At 71.0% G+C, this 16,513-nt stretch carries 15 protein-coding genes; all 15 read right to left on the reverse strand.

The genetic code is table 11. The features are described from left to right. Window positions 1–36: 36 nt before the first annotated feature. The 15 genes from ABZT06_RS05450 to ABZT06_RS05520 all read right to left on the reverse strand — a co-directional run bounded on the left by ABZT06_RS05450 (window position 37) and on the right by ABZT06_RS05520 (window position 16,505). A complete protein-coding gene (locus tag ABZT06_RS05450) occupies window positions 37–1,146 on the reverse strand; it encodes an ABC transporter substrate-binding protein (protein ID WP_355735151.1) in 1,110 nt (369 codons plus the stop codon). Window positions 1,147–1,377: 231 nt separating this feature from the next. Next, a complete protein-coding gene (locus ABZT06_RS05455; protein WP_355735153.1) occupies window positions 1,378–2,706 on the reverse strand; it encodes a GTP-binding protein in 1,329 nt (442 codons plus the stop codon). A 2-nt stretch (window positions 2,707–2,708) separates the two neighbouring features. After that, a complete protein-coding gene (gene cysD / locus ABZT06_RS05460) occupies window positions 2,709–3,647 on the reverse strand; it encodes a sulfate adenylyltransferase subunit CysD (RefSeq protein ID WP_355735157.1) in 939 nt (312 codons plus the stop codon). Further along, window positions 3,644–4,207: an adenylyl-sulfate kinase gene (gene cysC / locus ABZT06_RS05465; protein ID WP_355735160.1), complete on the reverse strand. Its 564-nt coding sequence runs from the start codon at window positions 4,205–4,207 to the stop codon at window positions 3,644–3,646. The genes cysD and cysC overlap by 4 nt, the downstream gene beginning before the upstream one ends. Further along, window positions 4,204–4,914 (reverse strand): phosphoadenylyl-sulfate reductase, encoded by a 711-nt coding sequence (locus ABZT06_RS05470; protein ID WP_355735163.1) that lies wholly within the window; start codon window positions 4,912–4,914, stop codon window positions 4,204–4,206. The genes cysC and ABZT06_RS05470 overlap by 4 nt, the downstream gene beginning before the upstream one ends. After that, the gene (locus tag ABZT06_RS05475) at window positions 4,911–5,090 is read right to left on the reverse strand and encodes a hypothetical protein (protein WP_355735166.1); all 180 of its coding nucleotides are present in this window, start codon (window positions 5,088–5,090) and stop codon (window positions 4,911–4,913) included. Before ABZT06_RS05475 ends, ABZT06_RS05470 begins: the two co-directional genes overlap by 4 nt. Then, window positions 5,087–6,784, reverse strand: coding sequence for a nitrite/sulfite reductase (locus tag ABZT06_RS05480; RefSeq protein ID WP_355735169.1), 1,698 nt, complete (start codon window positions 6,782–6,784; stop codon window positions 5,087–5,089). The genes ABZT06_RS05475 and ABZT06_RS05480 overlap by 4 nt, the downstream gene beginning before the upstream one ends. A gap of 180 nt (window positions 6,785–6,964) precedes the next feature. Continuing rightward, window positions 6,965–7,048, reverse strand: coding sequence for a putative leader peptide (locus tag ABZT06_RS05485; protein ID WP_349817346.1), 84 nt, complete (start codon window positions 7,046–7,048; stop codon window positions 6,965–6,967). Window positions 7,049–7,175: 127 nt separating this feature from the next. Then, window positions 7,176–7,748 carry a GNAT family N-acetyltransferase gene (locus ABZT06_RS05490; protein WP_355735172.1) on the reverse strand — a complete coding sequence of 191 codons (573 nt, stop codon included), beginning with the start codon at window positions 7,746–7,748 and terminating at the stop codon, window positions 7,176–7,178. Window positions 7,749–7,765: 17 nt separating this feature from the next. Beyond that, window positions 7,766–9,061 (reverse strand): hypothetical protein, encoded by a 1,296-nt coding sequence (locus tag ABZT06_RS05495; RefSeq protein ID WP_355735175.1) that lies wholly within the window; start codon window positions 9,059–9,061, stop codon window positions 7,766–7,768. 154 nt (window positions 9,062–9,215) lie between these two features. After that, on the reverse strand, window positions 9,216–10,505 hold the full coding sequence (locus ABZT06_RS05500) for a GAF domain-containing protein (RefSeq protein ID WP_355735178.1): 1,290 nt from the start codon (window positions 10,503–10,505) through the stop codon (window positions 9,216–9,218). A 244-nt stretch (window positions 10,506–10,749) separates the two neighbouring features. Further along, complete coding sequence (locus ABZT06_RS05505) at window positions 10,750–12,384, reverse strand: acyl-CoA dehydrogenase family protein (protein ID WP_355735181.1); 1,635 nt, start codon at window positions 12,382–12,384, stop codon at window positions 10,750–10,752. Between the two features lie 1,088 nt (window positions 12,385–13,472). Next, complete coding sequence (gene sbnA / locus ABZT06_RS05510; protein ID WP_355735183.1) at window positions 13,473–14,459, reverse strand: 2,3-diaminopropionate biosynthesis protein SbnA; 987 nt, start codon at window positions 14,457–14,459, stop codon at window positions 13,473–13,475. A gap of 31 nt (window positions 14,460–14,490) precedes the next feature. Beyond that, on the reverse strand, window positions 14,491–15,522 hold the full coding sequence (gene sbnB / locus ABZT06_RS05515; protein WP_355735186.1) for a 2,3-diaminopropionate biosynthesis protein SbnB: 1,032 nt from the start codon (window positions 15,520–15,522) through the stop codon (window positions 14,491–14,493). Further along, window positions 15,519–16,505 carry a TauD/TfdA family dioxygenase gene (locus ABZT06_RS05520; RefSeq protein WP_355735189.1) on the reverse strand — a complete coding sequence of 329 codons (987 nt, stop codon included), beginning with the start codon at window positions 16,503–16,505 and terminating at the stop codon, window positions 15,519–15,521. Before ABZT06_RS05520 ends, sbnB begins: the two co-directional genes overlap by 4 nt. Window positions 16,506–16,513 lie beyond the last annotated feature (8 nt).

Genomic DNA, 16,513 nt, shown 5'->3' on the forward strand with positions numbered 1-16,513 from the left:
GGTCGTCACCTCCTGGGAACTCATCGGGGAACGGGGTCAGCTGGTGCCGAGACCGGCGGCGTCGACGGTCGTCTCGCCCTCGGCCTTGAGGACCTTGTTGAGGATCGTGAGGTCGTAGATCCCCTTCAGGTCGGGCTTCTCCAGCAGACCGGCCTTGACCGCGTGCTCCGCCTCGGTGTTGAGCGTGGCGGCCAGCGGGTCATTGGTGAACTGGATCGACTTCCAGGCGGGGTCGAGGACCGCGGGCTTGAGCGCCTTGCCGGAGTCGGCCTCGAGCTGCTTGTTCGCCGCCGCCTTCGCCGCGTCCGGGTTGGCGTTGATCCACTTGTTGGCTTCCACCGACGCCTTCAGGACGGCCTCGACCGCCTTCGGGTGCTCCTTGAGGAAGTCCTGGCGCACGATGATGTTCGTGATCACGAACTTCTTGTCCGGCCACAGCGACGACTCGTCGAGCAGGACCTTGCCGCCCTCCGCGACCAGCTTGGACGCGGTCGGCTCCGGAACCCAGGCACCGTCGATGGAACCGGACTTGTAGGCGTCCGGCGTGATCTTGTTGTCGGTGCGGACGACGGTGACGTCACCCTTGCCGCTCTGCGCGTCGACCTTCCAGCCCTGGTCGGCGATCCAGTTGAGGAACGCCACGTCCTGGGTGTTGCCGAGCTGCGGGGTGGCGATCTTCTTGCCCTTGACGTCCTTGAGGGACTTGATCTTGTCGGGGTTGACGACCAGCTTCACACCGCCGGACGCCGAACCACCGATGATCTTCAGGCTCTTGCCGCCGGACTTGACGTAGCCGTTGATCGACGGGGACGGGCCGATCCAGCCGATGTCGATCGACTTCGAGTTGAGGGCCTCGATCTCGGAGGGGCCGGCGTTGAAGGTCGCGTACGAGGCCTTGGTGGCCCCGAGCTCCTTCTGGAAGAAGCCCTTGTTCACCCCGACGAGCGCGGTGCCGTGGGTGAGGTTGCCGAAGTAGCCGATCTTGACGGAGTCGAGACCGTCGATCTTCTTGGCCCCGGCGGCGACCTTGGCGGTGTCGGTGTCCTTGGAGTCCGACCCGTACCCGCAGGCGGCGAGTGCCAGCAGCGGAAGAGCGGCGACCACGGCGGCGCCGCGGCGAAGGAGGGCTGAGCGGTTGACAGGCACGGGAGGTGTTCCTCTCGGAGGCCCGGCGGTCACGGTCTCTCAGGTCGTGGCCGGGAGGTCGGCAGGTCTTCGTCTCTTCCGGGACGGCGGGTGGGGGGACGGGGCGCGCAAGCGGTGCGCGTACGTCAGCGCACACATCGCGCCACTCCGCCCTGCCCGCTGCCGAGCGCGCCGCTGCCTACGCGGCCGCCCTCCTTCGCGAACGTGGAGTAGTAGTCGGTGGAGTTCATGTCAGAAGTCCCACCCGTCGTCCTCGGACTCGTCCTTGACGGGCTCCGGGGACGCGAACGACTCGCCGACCATGCCCGCGGTGAGCGTGGTGCCGTCGTTCGGGTCGATCAGGATGAACGAGCCGGTGCGCCGCGAGTCCGAGTAGGAGTCGACCGGCAGCGGCTCGGCGGTGCGGATCTTCACCCGGCCGATGTCGTTGGCGACGAGCTGTCCCGGGTGCGGGTGCAGGGACAGGTCGGCGAGCGTGAGCCGGGACGGGATGTCCTTGACGATCGCCTTGACCGTACGGGTGCCGTGCTTGAGCAGCACCCGGTGGCCGACGGTCAGCGGGGCGTCGGCGACGTGGCAGACGGTCGCCTCGATGTCCTGGGTGGTCGGCGGGGCGTCCTTGCTGGGCACCAGCAGGTCGCCGCGCGAGATGTCGATGTCGTCCTCCAAGAGGATCGTCACCGACTGCGTCGTCCAGGCCACCTTGACCGGCTCGCCCAGCAGGTCGATACCGGCGATCTTCGTGGAGCGGCCCGACGGCAGCACGGTGACCTGCTCACCGACGTGGAACGAACCGGCGGCGATCTGACCGGCGTACCCCCGGTAGTCGGGGTGCTCGGCGGTCTGCGGCCGGATCACGTACTGCACGGGGAGCCGGGCGTGGCAGTGGCTCAGGTCGTGGGTGACCGGGACCGTCTCCAGGTGCTCCAGGACGGTCGGGCCGCCGTACCAGTCCATGTTCGCGGACGGCTCCACCACGTTGTCACCGGCGAGCGCCGAGATCGGGATCGCGGTGACCTCCGGGACGCCCAGCTCGAGCGCGTACGCCGTGAACTCCTCGGCGATCGCGGCGAAGACGGACTCCTGGTACTCGACCAGGTCCATCTTGTTGACCGCGAGCACCACGTGCGGCACCCGCAGCAGCGCCGCGAGGGCGGCGTGCCGGCGGGTCTGCTCCACGACCCCGTTACGGGCGTCGATCAGGATCACCGTCAGCTCGGCCGTGGAGGCACCCGTCACCATGTTGCGGGTGTACTGCACGTGGCCGGGGGTGTCGGCGAGGATGAACCGGCGCCTGGGCGTGGCGAAGTAGCGGTAGGCCACGTCGATGGTGATGCCCTGCTCGCGCTCGGCGCGCAGGCCGTCGGTGAGCAGCGCGAGGTCGGGAGCCTCCTGGCCGCGCGAGGCCGAGACACGCTCGACGGCCTCCAGCTGGTCGACGAGGACCGACTTGGAGTCGTGCAGCAGCCGCCCGACGAGCGTCGACTTGCCGTCGTCGACGGAGCCGGCGGTCGCGAACCGCAGAAGGGTCGTCTCGGTGAGTTCCGTGGTGGTGCTCATGCTTAGAAGTACCCCTCGCGCTTGCGGTCTTCCATCGCGGCCTCGGACATCTTGTCGTCGGCGCGGGTGGCGCCGCGCTCGGTGAGCCGGGAGGCGGCGATCTCGGTGATGACCTTCTCGATGCTGTCGGCGTCGGAGTCGACGGCACCCGTGCAGGACATGTCACCGACGGTCCGGTAGCGCACGAGCCGCTTCTCGACGGTCTCGCCGTCCTTGGGCCCGCCCCACTCGCCGGCGGTCAGCCACATGCCGCTGCGCGAGAACACCTCACGCTCGTGGGCGAAGTAGATCTCCGGCAGCTCGATGCCCTCGCGGGCGATGTACTGCCAGACGTCCAGCTCGGTCCAGTTGGACAGCGGGAAGACCCGGACGTGCTCGCCGGGGGCGTGGCGGCCGTTGTACAGGTTCCACAGCTCGGGGCGCTGGCGGCGCGGGTCCCACTGGGAGAACTCGTCCCGCAGGGAGAACACGCGCTCCTTGGCGCGGGCCTTCTCCTCGTCCCGGCGGCCGCCGCCGAAGACCGCGTCGAACTTCTCCGCCTGGATCTTCTCGGTCAGCGGCAGGGTCTGGAGGGGGTTGCGGGTGCCGTCCGGACGCTCCTTGAGCACACCGCGGTCGATGTAGTCCTGTACGGAGGCCACATGGAGGCGCAGCCCGTGTGCGGCGACCACACGGTCCCGGTACTCAAGGACCTCGGGGAAGTTGTGTCCGGTGTCCACGTGCAGCAGCGAGAAGGGGACCGCCGCGGGGGCGAACGCCTTCAGCGCCAGGTGCAGCATGACGATGGAGTCCTTGCCGCCGGAGAACAGGATCACCGGCCGCTCGAACTCACCCGCCACCTCACGGAAGATGTGGACGGCCTCGGACTCGAGGGCGTCCAGGTGGGACAGGGCGTACGGAGCCTCCGTGTCCCCTTCCGCCTTGGCAACAGTCGTCGTCATGCCAGTCCCCTCTCGGTGAGCAGCGCGTGGACCGCGGCCGCGGACTCCTGGACGGTCTGGTTCTGCGACTCGATCCGCAGATCGGGCGTCTCGGGCTCCTCGTAGGGGTCGTCGACCCCGGTCAGCCCGGACAGTTCACCCGCGGCCTGCTTGGCGTACAGACCCTTCACATCGCGTACGGAGCACACCTCGACCGGAGTCGCCACATGGATCTCCAGGTACGCGGCGCCGCTCTCCTGGTGGCGCTTGCGCACGGCCTCGCGGCTGTCGGAGTACGGCGCGATGACCGGGACCAGCGCCTTGACGCCGTTGCGGGCGAGCAGTTCGGCGAGGAAGCCGATGCGCTGCACGTTGGTGTGCCGGTCCTCGCGGCTGAAGCCGAGGCCCGCGGAGATGAACTCGCGGATCTCGTCGCCGTCGAGCACCTCGACGAGGTGGCCCTCCTCGCGCAGCCGGCCGGCCAGCTCGTACGCGATGGTGGTCTTGCCGGCACTCGGCAGACCCGTGAGCCAGACGGTGGCTCCGGTCGTCACGTGCAACTCCTTGGTAGATGTCGTCATCCGTGCAGCCCGCACTCGGTCTTCCCGCGGCCCGCCCAGCGGCCGGCGCGCGCGTCCTCGCCCTCCAGGACACGGCGGGTGCAGGGGGCGCAGCCGACGGACGCGTAGCCGTCCATCAGCAGGGGGTTGGTCAGGACGCCGTGCTCCGCGACGTACGCGTCGACGTCGTCCTGGGTCCAGCGGGCGATCGGGGAGACCTTGACCTTCTGGCGCTTCTCGTCCCAGCCGACGACCGGGGTGTTGGCCCGGGTCGGGGACTCGTCGCGGCGCAGTCCGGTCGCCCACGCCAGGTAGTCCTTCAGGCCCCGCTCCAGCGGCTCGACCTTGCGCATCTTGCAGCACAGGTCGGGGTCGCGGTCGTGCAGCTTCGGGCCGAACTCCGCGTCCTGCTCGGCGACGGTCCGCGTCGGTGACAGCGTGATGACGTTGACGTCCATCACGGCCTCGACCGCGTCCCGGGTGCCGATGGTCTCCTCGAAGTGGTAGCCGGTGTCGAGGAAGACGACGTCCACGCCCTTGAGGACCCGGGAGGCGAGGTGGGCGACCACCGCGTCCTCCATCGAGGAGGTCACACAGAAGCTCTTGCCGAAGGTGTCGACGGCCCACTGGAGGATCTCCAGGGCGGAGGAGTCCTCCAGGTCGCGGTCCGCCTGCTCGGCGAGCGCCTTGAGGTCGTCGGTCGTGCGCTCTTCCTGAATCGCGGTCATATCTGTTCTCCCCCTGCGTCGGTGTGCTGAAGGCCCCGGGCGAGCAGCCCGAGGAACTTCAACTGGAATGCGCGGTTGCACGCCGCGCATTCCCACGCGCCGTGAGACTGCTCGCTCGGACGGAGGTCCTCGTCGCCGCAGTAGGGGCAGTAGAAGGGGGCGGCCCGCTCGCTCATGAGAGGGCCTCCTCGCTGGCACGCGAGGCCCAGGCGGCGAAGCGCTCGCCGTCCTCGCGCTCGGCCTGGAACCGCTTCAGGACACGCTCGACGTAGTCGGGCAGCTCCTCGGAGGTGACCTTCAGGCCGCGCACCTTGCGGCCGAAGCCGGCCTCCAGGCCGAGCGCGCCGCCCAGGTGCACCTGGTAGCCCTCGACCTGCTCGCCCCGGTCGTTGAGGACCAGCTGGCCCTTGAGACCGATGTCCGCCACCTGGATACGGGCGCAGGCGTTCGGGCAGCCGTTGAGGTTGATGGTGAGCGGCTCGTCGAAGTCCGGGATCCGGCGCTCGAGTTCGTCGATCAGCTGGGAGCCGCGCGCCTTGGTCTCGACGATGGCGAGCTTGCAGTACTCGATGCCGGTGCAGGCCATGGTGCCGCGCCGGAACGGGGAGGGCTTGGCGGTGAGGTCCAGGGCCTCCAGGGCCTCGACCAGCGGCTGGACCTGGGCCTCCTCGACATCGAGAATGATCATCTTCTGCTCGACGGTGGTCCGCACCCGGCCCGAGCCGTGCGCCTCCGCGACCTCGGCGATCTTCGTGAGGGTGGCACCGTCGACCCGGCCCACACGCGGGGCGAACCCGACGTAGAACAGGCCGTCCTTCTGCCGGTGCACGCCGACGTGGTCGCGCCAGCGGCCCGAGGGCTCGGCGGGCGCGGGACCGTCGGTCAGCTTGCGCTTCAGGTAGTCGTCCTCCAGGACCTGGCGGAACTTCTCCGGGCCCCAGTCGGCGACGAGGAACTTCAGACGGGCGCGCGTCCGCAGGCGCCGATAGCCCCAGTCGCGGAAGATGCCGACCACACCGGCCCACACCTCGGGCACCTCGTCCAGCGGCACCCAGGCGCCGAGCCGGACGCCCAGCTTCGGGTTGGTGGACAGACCGCCGCCGACCCACAGGTCGAAACCGGGGCCGTGCTCGGGGTGCTCGACGCCGACGAAGGCGATGTCGTTGATCTCGTGGACCACGTCGAGGAGCGGGGAGCCGGAGATCGCCGTCTTGAACTTGCGGGGCAGGTTGGAGAACTCCTTGCTGCCGATGTACCGCTCGTGGATCTCCTCGATGGCCCAGGAGCCGTCGATGATCTCGTCCTCGGCGATGCCGGCGACCGGCGAGCCGATGACGACACGCGGGCAGTCGCCGCACGCCTCGGTGGTGGAGAGGCCGACCGCCTCCAGGCGGTTCCAGATCTCCGGGACGTCCTCGATGCGGATCCAGTGCAGCTGGATGTTCTGCCGGTCGGTGACGTCGGCGCTGCCGCGGGCGAACTCCTCGGAGATCTCGCCGATGACGCGCAGCTGCTGGGTGGTGAGGCGTCCGCCGTCGATCCGTACCCGCAGCATGAAGTACTTGTCGTCCAGCTCCTCCGGCTCCAGGATCGCGGTCTTGCCGCCGTCGATCCCGGGCTTGCGCTGGGTGTACAGGCCCCACCAGCGCATCCGGCCGCGCAGGTCGTTGGGGTCGATCGAGTCGAAGCCGCGCTTCGAGTAGATCGTCTCAATGCGTGTCCGCACGTTGAGACCGTCGTCGTCCTTCTTGAACTGCTCGTTGCCGTTCAGCGGGGTGTGGTGCCCCGCGGCCCACTGACCCTCGCCGCGGTGACGGCTCACCTTGCGGCGGGGCGCTGCGGCAGCAGGGTTCTGCGGGGTGGCGGCCATGGTTGTTACGTCCTTCGGGACAGCGATGGGAAGGTGTCGGCGCGTAGCGCCGTCCATGAGGGGTGGCGGTCGGGCGGCGGGCGGGAGGCTCTTACCTGCGCGTACGGGCGCATGGGTGTACCTGCGCGTCGTTGCGCGGCAAGGAGAACGAGAGGATGTGCCGGGTGACGCTGCGGCTCGTCAGCGCACCGGACAGATGGCGCTGGACATGCGGCCGAGGTCGACGTGCCGCCGACTCACCAAGGCAATTCCAGTTCCAGACATGACGGAAGCGTGTCACGGCGATCTGGACACAGTCCAGCTTTATCCGCCATGTGGACACCCTTGTCTCGACAGGCGAGATAAGGGTGGCGTTGGTCACAAAGATCGCGGGCCCTCTTGTTCCCGCAGGTCAGGCCGGGTACGCCCCGGGCCAGGGGCCGGGTGCGGCCATCTCCGCCTCCTCCTCGACCTTGGTGTCGAAGAGCTGGAAGCCACGGCGCTGGTAGTTGGCCATCGCGTGCTCGCCGTCCTTGGAGCAGGTGTGCAGCCAGACCCGCTTGGTGTCCGCCAGCCCCGGCCAGCGGTCCGCGAGGTCCCAGGCGCGGGCCGTGCCGTAGGAGAGGAGGTGGCCGCCGATCCGTCTGCCGCGGAAGGCCGGGATCAGGCCGAAGTAGACGATCTCCACGACCCCGTCGTCCTGCGGTTCCAGCTCTACGTATCCGGCGGGTGTGCCCTGGTCGTACGCCACCCAGGTCTCCACGCCCGGCCGTTCCAGGTGCTCCCGCCACCGTGCGTACGTCCAGGAGAGCCGGTCGGTCCAGCGGATGTCGCCGCCCACCGAGGCGTAGAGGAAGCGGCTGAACTCGGGGGAGGGGACTTCGGCGCGACGGATGCGGACGTCGCCCTCCGGGGGCTCGGCCGGGAGGAGGTCGGTGGGGGCGGTCTGTTCCAGGGACCAGGTGGTCACGGGGATGTTCGGCATGCCGGTCAGGGAATCATCTATCCCAGAGATCTGTCGATCGAGGCCAGTGGCAGCGCGAACAGCACCCGGCCCGACTGGGACCACACGTCGCCCGTCTGTTCCCAGTACGACAACGACTCCGACTCCCCGCTCCAGCAGTTGCGGGTCTGGTCCGTGCCGCAGCGGGTGGCCTTCGCGGGGTTCGAGGAGTTCTGGCGCCAGAGGGTGCCGTGGTCGCCCTCCGTCCCGGCCGCCCGGCCCAGATACCACTGGGAGTCGTACGACAGGACGGGGCCGGAGCCGGAGGCCTTGGTGACGTAGGCCTCGGCCGCGCGCGCGTAGCCGCCGGTGCCGGTGGCCAGGAGCCCGGCCCGGCCGGGGGCGCCGCTGAAGTCGTAGCGCCACAGGCGGGCGCCCGTGTCGCCGTCCCCGGAGATCCACTCGCTCGCGACCAGGCTGTCCGGGGCGGTGCTGCGGTCCAGGGAGAGGTAGTCGGGGCGGGTGGCGCCCGCCTGGTCGGTCAGGCGGTAGGAGCCGACGGCGGGCAGGACCCACTGGGCGCCGTGCGCCGACCAGCCGCCGCGGACCCTGCCGACCGCGCTGCTGTCGACGCCGGCCCGCTGGACGCGGTTCATGTCGTAGACGTACAGCGCGTCGCCGCCGTCGCCGCTCGCGGTGACCAGCAGCTTGTTCTGGTACCAGACCATCCCGGAGACCTGGGAGACGAGGCCGCGGAAGTCGCGTCCGCCGTCGACCGGAACGGCGAGGAGGACCCAGGAGTAGGTGAGCTGGTTCAGGTCGTTGGCGTCGACGAAGGCGACCCGGGCCAGGCCCCCGCCGTCCGCCGCGGTGCCGGTGCGGCTCCACGCCGAGAGGATCACGCGGTTGGCGCCCCACAGGCCGTCGTCGTCGGCGTCGCCCGAGGTGGTGACCGCCCCGGCCCGCCAGGAGCGGGTGTCGGCGGCGTCCCAGCAGTAGGCGGCGGTGGCCGTCGGCTCCACGGGCAGCGCCGTGCGCTCACCGGCCGAGCAGTCGATCGCGTCGCGCAGGGGCCGGTCCGCGGAGTCGAGGACGGCGGAGACCCCGACCGGACGCCCCATCTCGGCGGAGAGCCGGTCGAGGGCACGCTGCGGTATCCGGGATTCCTTGAGGCGCAGGGGGGCGGTCTCGGCGGCCGAGGTCAGCGGCTTCAGTGTCCCGGGATTGGCGGCGACCGTAGCCTGCGAGGTGCTGATCATGGTGGCGGCGGCGGTCAGCGCGAGGGCGGTCCCGGCCAGGAAGGCGCGCAGCGCTTGGCCCCGCTTGCGCCTACGGTGTCTGCCACGTTGCTTCATACCGTCCTCCAGAGGCGGGCCAACTGCGCCTGATGATCCGTACGTTGACCGAGGAGCAGGTGGGGTGGCCCGTAGAGGGATGCTACGGCAGTAAGGCACCGCTGGGGGCGAAGACGCTGCAATTATGCGGAAGATGCACCATGAGCGAGGGTTTTCACCCGGTCTCGGTGGAAGCGCGGGCCCCCAGTACGGCCGGAGCCGTCGAGTGCGGCAGCAGGTCGGCCGGGTTGCCCGGCAGCAGCACCTCGACCTCGGCGTCCTCGCAGAAACGATACGGCCGGTGTTCCAGGAACGCCCCGAGATAGCGCCGTACCCGGGACATCTCCGCACGCACGGTCACCGTGCGGGCCGGATCGCCGAACATGTCCTGAGCCAGGCCCGCCGCGCTGCGCCCCGAGCGGTGCAGGGCCAGCAGGTAGAGCAACTCGGCGTGCCGGGGACTCAGTTCGTGACTCCAGGTGCCCGCGCCGCCCGACACCGTCACCGTCCAGCGGCGGGGCTGCGCGAGGTCCAGCACGATCCGGGTGGCGCCCTGCGGCTCCGGCTCGTCGGTGGCGCGGATCAACCAGCCGCCGGCCAGCGGTTCCAGGGCGCACAGACCGAGCGCCGGCAGCCATCGGCGGCCCGGTGAGAGCGACTTGGGCAGCGCGATCCGGTTCGGATACGGCATTCCGGTCACCGCCGCCGTCCAGCCGTCCCGGTCCACCACCAGCGCCCGGCCGGTGAGCCGGGCGAGCACCGGCGCCGCCACGGCCCGCAATTGCTCCAGCGAGGACAGATGCATCTCGCGCAGCCGGGACTCGGCGAGCTTGGCCACCGAGTCGACCCAGGAGAGCGTCGCCGGGTGCATGGTGTCCAGGGGGCCGCTCACGTCCACCACGCCGATCAGCCGGCCGTCGCGCGGGTCCTTGATGGGAGCGCCGGTGCAGGTCCAGGAGGTCTGTGAGCGCACGAAGTGCTCCGAGGCGAAGACCTGGACGGGGCGGCGCACCACCACCGGGGTACCGATGCCGTTCGTGCCGACGACGTTCTCCCGCCAGTCGGCGCCGAGTTCGAAGCCGGTGCCGTCGGCCTTGCGCAGCACGGGGGAACTGCCCTCCCGCCACAGCACACGGCCGTCGTCGTCGGCGACCACCATGATGTGGTGGGCGACGTCGGCGACCGCCAGCAGTCCCTCCCTGAGCACCGGCAGCACGTGCCTGAGCTGGGTGCCCTCCCGGCGCCGCTGCACCTCCTCGACGGGCAGCAGACCGGACCGGAAGTCGTGGTCCGGGTCGACGCCGCCGCGCAGCATCCGGCTCCAGGACTCCTCGATCACGGGGCGCGGGGCGAGGGGCGTGCGCCGGCCGGACAGGGTGGCGGAGCGGATGTCGTTCAGTACCCGGGCTGCGCGTGCCGTGTCCACGGTGGCTAGGTGGGTCACATGCGTCGGCGAGAGCGGCACTGGTCCTCCCGGTCCCGGGTCCGTTGACTGTCCGTCTCATAGTGCCGGTCGCGGCTCGGGGAGGCACACAGTCCGCCCACAGACACCAGGAAGTTGCAACCCCCTGCAACCCTGGTGGTGGGCTCCGGCTTGTTTGAAACTTGGGCGAACGCCGTCTCGCAGCGGCGTGTTTCGGCCTCCGAGGGCCGCAACGGGGGTGGTGCCGTGTCGGCGCAGCACCACCCCCGTTCTCCTGTCCGGACGGTCACTCCACGGGCCGGGCCCGGTCCACCACCGAGGCCAGGTCCAGGGTCGTGGGCAACGTGCCGAAGACCTTGCCGCCGTCGCCGCCCAGGCGGGACGCGCAGAAGGCGTCGGCCACCTCCGCGGGGGCGTGGCGCACGAGCAGGGAGCCCTGCAGGACGAGCACGAGTCGTTCCGTCAGATGCCGGGCCCGGCCCTCGACGCCCTCCAGATCGGCCAGTTCGGTGAAGACGTTCTTCGTCGCCGCGTCCAGGCGGTGGTCGGCGCCACGGGTCTCGCCGATCTCCAGGAGGTAGGCGTTCAGCGCCTGGGGCTCCCGCTGGAGGACCCTCAGGACGTCCAGGGCCTGGATGTTGCCCGCGCCCTCCCAGACGGAGTTCAGCGGTGACTCGCGGACCAGACGGGGCAGGCCCGACTCCTCCACGTAGCCGTTGCCGCCCAGGCACTCGGCGGCCTCCGCGGTCAGCGGGGTGCAGCGCTTGGTGACCCAGTACTTGGCCGCCGGCACCGCGATCCTGAGGAAGGCCCGTTCCTGCTCGTCGCCCTTGTCGTAGGCGGCCGCCAGACGCAGGGCGAGGGCGGTCGCGGCCTCGGACTCCAGGGCGAGGTCGGCGAGCACGTTGCGCATCAGCGGCTTGTCGACGAGCTTGCCGCCGAAGGCCTCGCGGTGGGTGCAGTGGTGGATCGCCTGGGCGACGGCCTGGCGCATCAGGCCCGCCGAGCCCAGGACGCTGTCGAGCCGGGTCGCCGCGACCATCTCGATGATGGTGCGGACGCCGCGCCCCTCGTCGCCGACGCGGCGGGCCCAGGTCCGGTCGAACTCGACCTCGGCGGTGGCGTTGGAGCGGTTGCCGAGCTTGTCCTTGAGGCGCTGGAGGAGAAACGTGTTGCGGGTTCCGTCCTCCAGGACGCGGGGGACGAGGAAACAGGTGAGTCCGCCCGGCGCCTGGGCGAGGACCAGGAAGCCGTCCGACATGGGGGCCGAGCAGAACCACTTGTGGCCGGTGACCTCGTAGGTCTCGCCGTCGGGCAGGGGCCGTGCGGAGGTCGTGTTCGCCCGGACGTCGCTGCCGCCCTGCTTCTCCGTCATCCCCATCCCGAACAGCGCCCCGGCCTTGAGGTGGGCGGCCCGCAGCTCGCGGTCGTAGACCATGGACGTCAGACGCGGCTCCCACTCGGCGGCGAGGTCCGGGTCGGTGCGCAGGGCGGGGACCGCCGCGTGGGTCATGGACAGCGGACAGCAGTTGCCCGCGTCGACCTGCGTCCACAGGAGGAAGGCCGCCGCTCGCCGCACATGTCCGCCGGGGCGGGTCCAGGCGGCGGTCAGGCCCGCGGACACGCCCTTGCCGAGCACCCGGTGCCAGGCCGGATGGAACTCGACCTCGTCGACACGGTGGCCGTGGCGGTCGTGGGTGCGCAGCCGGGGCGGGTTCTCGTTGGCCTGGACGCCCCACTCCTGCACCTGCGCCGAGCCGCAGGCCCGGCCGAGGGCGGCCAGCTCGCCGTGGACCTCGTCGGACAGGGCCGGGTCGAGGTGCCGCTGGACGGCCTCCTTGAGCGCGCGGTCGGCGCCGTAGACGTCGTAGCCGATCAGGGGTGGGGGCTGGTTGGTCACGGTGTGCGTGGTGCCTGCCATGCCTGCGAAAGTACCCCGGGGCGGGGGAGGGTCACCTCACGGACACGGGGGTGGGGTGGTGGGTGTGGTGTGGGGCGTCCGGCGGACAGGGGGCCGGGTGCGTGTGCCGGTCGCCTCGTGGGTGGGGGCCAGGTGGCCGCGGGGATGTGGGCCGGCGGTCGTGGTCACGGTGCTTGGTCGGTGCGGGTGCGTGCCGGCGGTCTCGGGCATGGTGGACGGGGGCCGGGTCGCCGGGGGCGGGCGGAGGGGCGTCTTGTGGAGGTGGGTGCGCGGCGTCGTGGGCGGCTGGACAGGCGCATGGGGTCGCGGTGGCTGGTCGCTGCGGGGTGCGCGCGCTGCTTCTCATCGGCGTGCTTCGTGGTCGCCGTGGGGGTGTGACCTCGCGGGCACGGTGTCTGGGCGAGTGGGCCGATGGATGGTGTCACGGGGCTGGTCGTTGCGGGCGGGCTGGCCTCGCTTCTCATCGGTGGGTGCCGCTGGTGGCTGCGGGCGTGTGCCCTCGCGGGCACGGTGTCCGGTCGAGTGGACCGATGGATGGTGTCGCGGTGGCTGGTCGTTGCGGGCGGGCGAGCCCTGCTCCTCATCGACGGGTGCCGCTGGTCGCTGCGGGCGCGTGACCTCGCGGGCACGGTGTCTGGTCCGATGCGGGCGGGTGGGTCGGCGGATGGTGGTCGCGGTGGCTGGTCGTTGCGGGCGGGCGAGCCCTGCTCCTCATCGGCGGGGGCCGCTGGTCGCTGCGGGCGTGTGACCTCGCGGGCACGGTGTCTGGTCCGAGGTGGGCGGGTGGATGGTGTCACGGGGCTGGTCGATGCGGGCGGGCGAGCCTCGCTTCTCATCGGCGGGTGCCGCTGGTGGCTGCGGGCGTGTGACCTCGCGGGCACGGTGTCTGGTCCGAGGTGGGCGGGTGGATGGTGTCGCGGTGGCTGGTCGATGCGGGCGGGCGAGCCCCGCTCCTCACGGTGTCTGGTCGCCGGGGGCCGGTGGAGCGGCGCTGCGGGGGAACGAACGCTCGCTGCCTCCGCGCTCACAGGCACGGCACCCGGTCTCGCGAGGGGCGGGGCGGGCGCCGTGGTGCGGGTGGGCGGGGGTCAGGCGAGGTGGGCCATCGCCTCCGTCGGCTGGTGGTGGACCGGGTCCGTCTCGGGGAGGCCGTGCGGCCAGCCCGCCCGGTACACCGTGTCGAGGTAGCGCTCGCCGAGGTCCGGGGCGATCGCCACCGCGGTGAGGCCGCGCCGGCCGTGGGCGGACAGCCACTGGTGGGCGCCGCTGACGACCGTGCCGGTGGAGCCGCCGAACAGGAAGCCCCGGGCGGCCAGCCGTCGGCAGACATGGAGTGTGTCCGGTTCCTCGACGAGGACCACGTCGTCGATGTACGACTTGTCGAGCAGCTGCGGCGGCACGCTCGTGCCGAGCCCCGGGATCAGCCGGACTCCGGGCGGCCCGCCGAAGGTGACCGAGCCGACGCTGTCGACGGCGACGATCCGTACCGGGCGCCGCCACTGCCAGAACCACCGGGCGCAGCCCATCAGGGTCCCGGTGGTGCCGGCCCCCACGAACAGGACGTCCAGGTCCGGGAAGCGCCGCGCGATCTCCGGCGCCGTGGTGCGGTAGTGCGCCCGCCAGTTCCCCTGGTTGCTGTACTGGTTGAGCCACACGTACCGCTCGTCCGAGGCGCACAGCGCCCGCACGTACGCGAGCCGGGCGCCCAGGTAACCGTCGTGCAGGTCGGGCTCCCGGACCACGTGCACCCGGGTGCCGAGCGACTCCATCAGCCGGATCGTCACCAGGTTGCACCGCGAGTCGGTCACGCACAGGAACCGGTAACCCCGGCTCGCCGCGATCATGCTCAGGGCCACCCCCAGGTTCCCCGACGACGACTCCACCAGGATCGACCCGGGCCGCAGGGTCCCGTCGCGCTCGGCGGCGTTCACCATCTCACGGGCAGCCTTCAGCTTGATGGACCCGGCGAAGTTGAAGCCCTCGCACTTCAGGAACAGCGGAAGCTCCAGCGCCGCCCGCAGGTCGACGTAGAGGTCTGACTCGTTGAACTCCGAAGGATCGGATATGACGGGCATGATGCCCCCCTCCTCATGCGCCACTGATCGTTCAGCCGTACCGGCGCAGCTCGTTGAAGAACCCGTCGACGACGTGCAGTTCGCCGCGCCGGGCCAGTTCGTCGTGGACGAACCGGCCGACGGCGAGGTCGAGCACCCCCAGGCCGAAGGGGGAGAACACCACCGTCCGGTCCGTCGGGACGGTCACCCGTCCGGTCAGCACGTCGTCGAGCGTGCCGTCGATGAAGTCCCTGCTCCCCGTGAGCCGTTCGGCCAGGTGCGGGGAGGTCTCGGCCTTGAGGCAGTGCTCGACGTCGTCGACGAAGTTGGCCGACGAGAGCAGGATCTCCGGGTCGAGATCACGCAGGGACACATGCAGGACCAGGGGGTGATGGCCGAACCACGACGGATCGTGGACGTGCGGCTTGCCGGCGACCGTGGCGAAGACGACCAGGTCGCTGGAGCGGATGAGGGATTCGGCCGAGTCGTGCACGGCCACCTTCCCCGGCGCCCCGGACCGCTCCAGGTAACCACGGAACCCGGCGGCGCTCTCGGCCGACAGGTCGTGCACACCCGTCTCCTCGAACTCCCAGCCCGTGGCGGTGAGATGGGTGTGGATGTACCGGGCGATCAGCCCGGTGCCGAGGAACCCGACCCGGGCCGGCCGGACGCGTCCCGCGCTGAGTTCCGCGGCCGCCAGCACCGCCGACGAGGCCGTGCGCGTGGCGCTGATGACCGAGCTCTCCAGACAGGCGAACGGATAGCCGGTCTCGGGGTCGTTGAGGATCAGCACCGCCGACGCGCGCGGCAGCCCGGACCTGATGTTCTCCGGGAAGCTGGAGACCCACTTCAGGCCGTCGACCCTCAGCGGTCCGCCCAGCGAGGCGGGCAGCGCGATGATCCGGGACGACGGGCGGTCCGGGAACCGCAGGAAGTACGACGGCGGGTTCACCGAGTCACCGGCGCCGTGCAGCCGGTACACGGCCTCGACGAGGTCCGCGATCTCCGGTTCCCTCCCGTGCAGGGTCTGCTGGACCTGTGCACCGGTGACGAGTGCGAAGGACGGGGCGTCGGCGGTGCTCATACGCCGCTCACCTCGCCGTCGGCGCGCAGCACCGGGTTGCCGAGCGCGGCCAGCACCTCGCGCGGCCCCTCGAAGGGCTCGCGGCCGTGTGCCGTACGGATGTTGTCGACGAGCAGGAGGTCGCCGTCCTGCCAGGGCTCGCGCACGGTGTGGGCGTCGTACACCTCGTTGATCGTCCGGACGACGTCCGCGTCGATCGGATCGCCGTCGCCGAAGCGGGTGTTGAAGGGCAGGCCGTCCGCGCCGTACACGTCCACCAGGTACTCGTGCACCTCCGGTTCCATGGTCCACTCGTTGAGGAACGCGATCTGGTTGAACCAGCAGGGCAGGCCGGAGGACGGGTGCCTGAGCACCGCGCCGCGCCGTTGCCGGGTGTGCAGGGAGCCGTCGCTCTGCCAGGCGAACTCGATCGCGTGCCGTCGGCAGTAGCGCTCGACGGCCTCGTGGTCGTCCGTGCCGAAGGCCTCCTCGACCGACGCGCCGATCTCCTCGTGGTACGCCCGGGTCAGCAGCCAGCCCTCCCGCTCGAAGCGGGAGACCAGGTCGCGGGGCAGGTCCCGCAGCACCGCCGACGCGTCGGCGAGCGCGGTCGCGCCCCCGGAGCCGGGCGCCTCGAGGCAGGCGAACAGGAGCAGGCCCGGGAACTCCAGGCCGTAGCTGACCTCGTGGTGCATGCACATCTGCTGGTTAGGCGGCCACTTGGTGGACGAGTACACGCCGTCCGCGTAGCGGCGCCGGGGCGCGAAGGGCTCACGGTCGGGCATCAGGCCCTCGGTCAGCCGCCGGAAGACCGCCTCGCTGGTCCCGGGGTCGGTGAGGCCCAGACCGCGCACCAGGACACCGCCGTGGTCGAGGACGAGGGCGCGCAGCGGGTCGCGGTGCGCGGCGGCCCAGCTCACCGCGTCGCCGGCGGGCTCGGCGTGCAGGAGCGGCGGGCTGCCCGGGGCCGGCTCCAGGTAGGGGAGGAGACTCGTGGATGACATCGCGGTGT

Origin of the sequence: Streptomyces sp. NPDC005483 (assembly GCF_040606035.1) — a bacterium.
In the GTDB taxonomy this organism is placed as follows: Bacteria; Actinomycetota; Actinomycetes; order Streptomycetales; family Streptomycetaceae; genus Streptomyces.

Excerpts from the sequence above, each read along its gene's own strand:
- ABZT06_RS05455 (WP_355735153.1), bottom strand. The coding sequence starts at position 2,706 with ATGAGCACCACCACGGAACTCACCGAGACGACCCTTCTGCGGTTCGCG.
- cysD (WP_355735157.1), bottom strand. The coding sequence starts at position 3,647 with ATGACGACGACTGTTGCCAAGGCGGAAGGGGACACGGAGGCTCCGTAC.
- cysC (WP_355735160.1), bottom strand. The coding sequence starts at position 4,207 with ATGACGACATCTACCAAGGAGTTGCACGTGACGACCGGAGCCACCGTC.
- ABZT06_RS05470 (WP_355735163.1), bottom strand. The coding sequence starts at position 4,914 with ATGACCGCGATTCAGGAAGAGCGCACGACCGACGACCTCAAGGCGCTC.
- ABZT06_RS05475 (WP_355735166.1), bottom strand. The coding sequence starts at position 5,090 with ATGAGCGAGCGGGCCGCCCCCTTCTACTGCCCCTACTGCGGCGACGAG.
- ABZT06_RS05480 (WP_355735169.1), bottom strand. The coding sequence starts at position 6,784 with ATGGCCGCCACCCCGCAGAACCCTGCTGCCGCAGCGCCCCGCCGCAAG.
- ABZT06_RS05485 (WP_349817346.1), bottom strand. The coding sequence starts at position 7,048 with ATGTCTGGAACTGGAATTGCCTTGGTGAGTCGGCGGCACGTCGACCTC.
- ABZT06_RS05490 (WP_355735172.1), bottom strand. The coding sequence starts at position 7,748 with ATGCCGAACATCCCCGTGACCACCTGGTCCCTGGAACAGACCGCCCCC.
- ABZT06_RS05495 (WP_355735175.1), bottom strand. The coding sequence starts at position 9,061 with ATGAAGCAACGTGGCAGACACCGTAGGCGCAAGCGGGGCCAAGCGCTG.
- ABZT06_RS05505 (WP_355735181.1), bottom strand. The coding sequence starts at position 12,384 with ATGGCAGGCACCACGCACACCGTGACCAACCAGCCCCCACCCCTGATC.
- sbnA (WP_355735183.1), bottom strand. The coding sequence starts at position 14,459 with ATGCCCGTCATATCCGATCCTTCGGAGTTCAACGAGTCAGACCTCTAC.
- sbnB (WP_355735186.1), bottom strand. The coding sequence starts at position 15,522 with ATGAGCACCGCCGACGCCCCGTCCTTCGCACTCGTCACCGGTGCACAG.
- ABZT06_RS05520 (WP_355735189.1), bottom strand. The coding sequence starts at position 16,505 with ATGTCATCCACGAGTCTCCTCCCCTACCTGGAGCCGGCCCCGGGCAGC.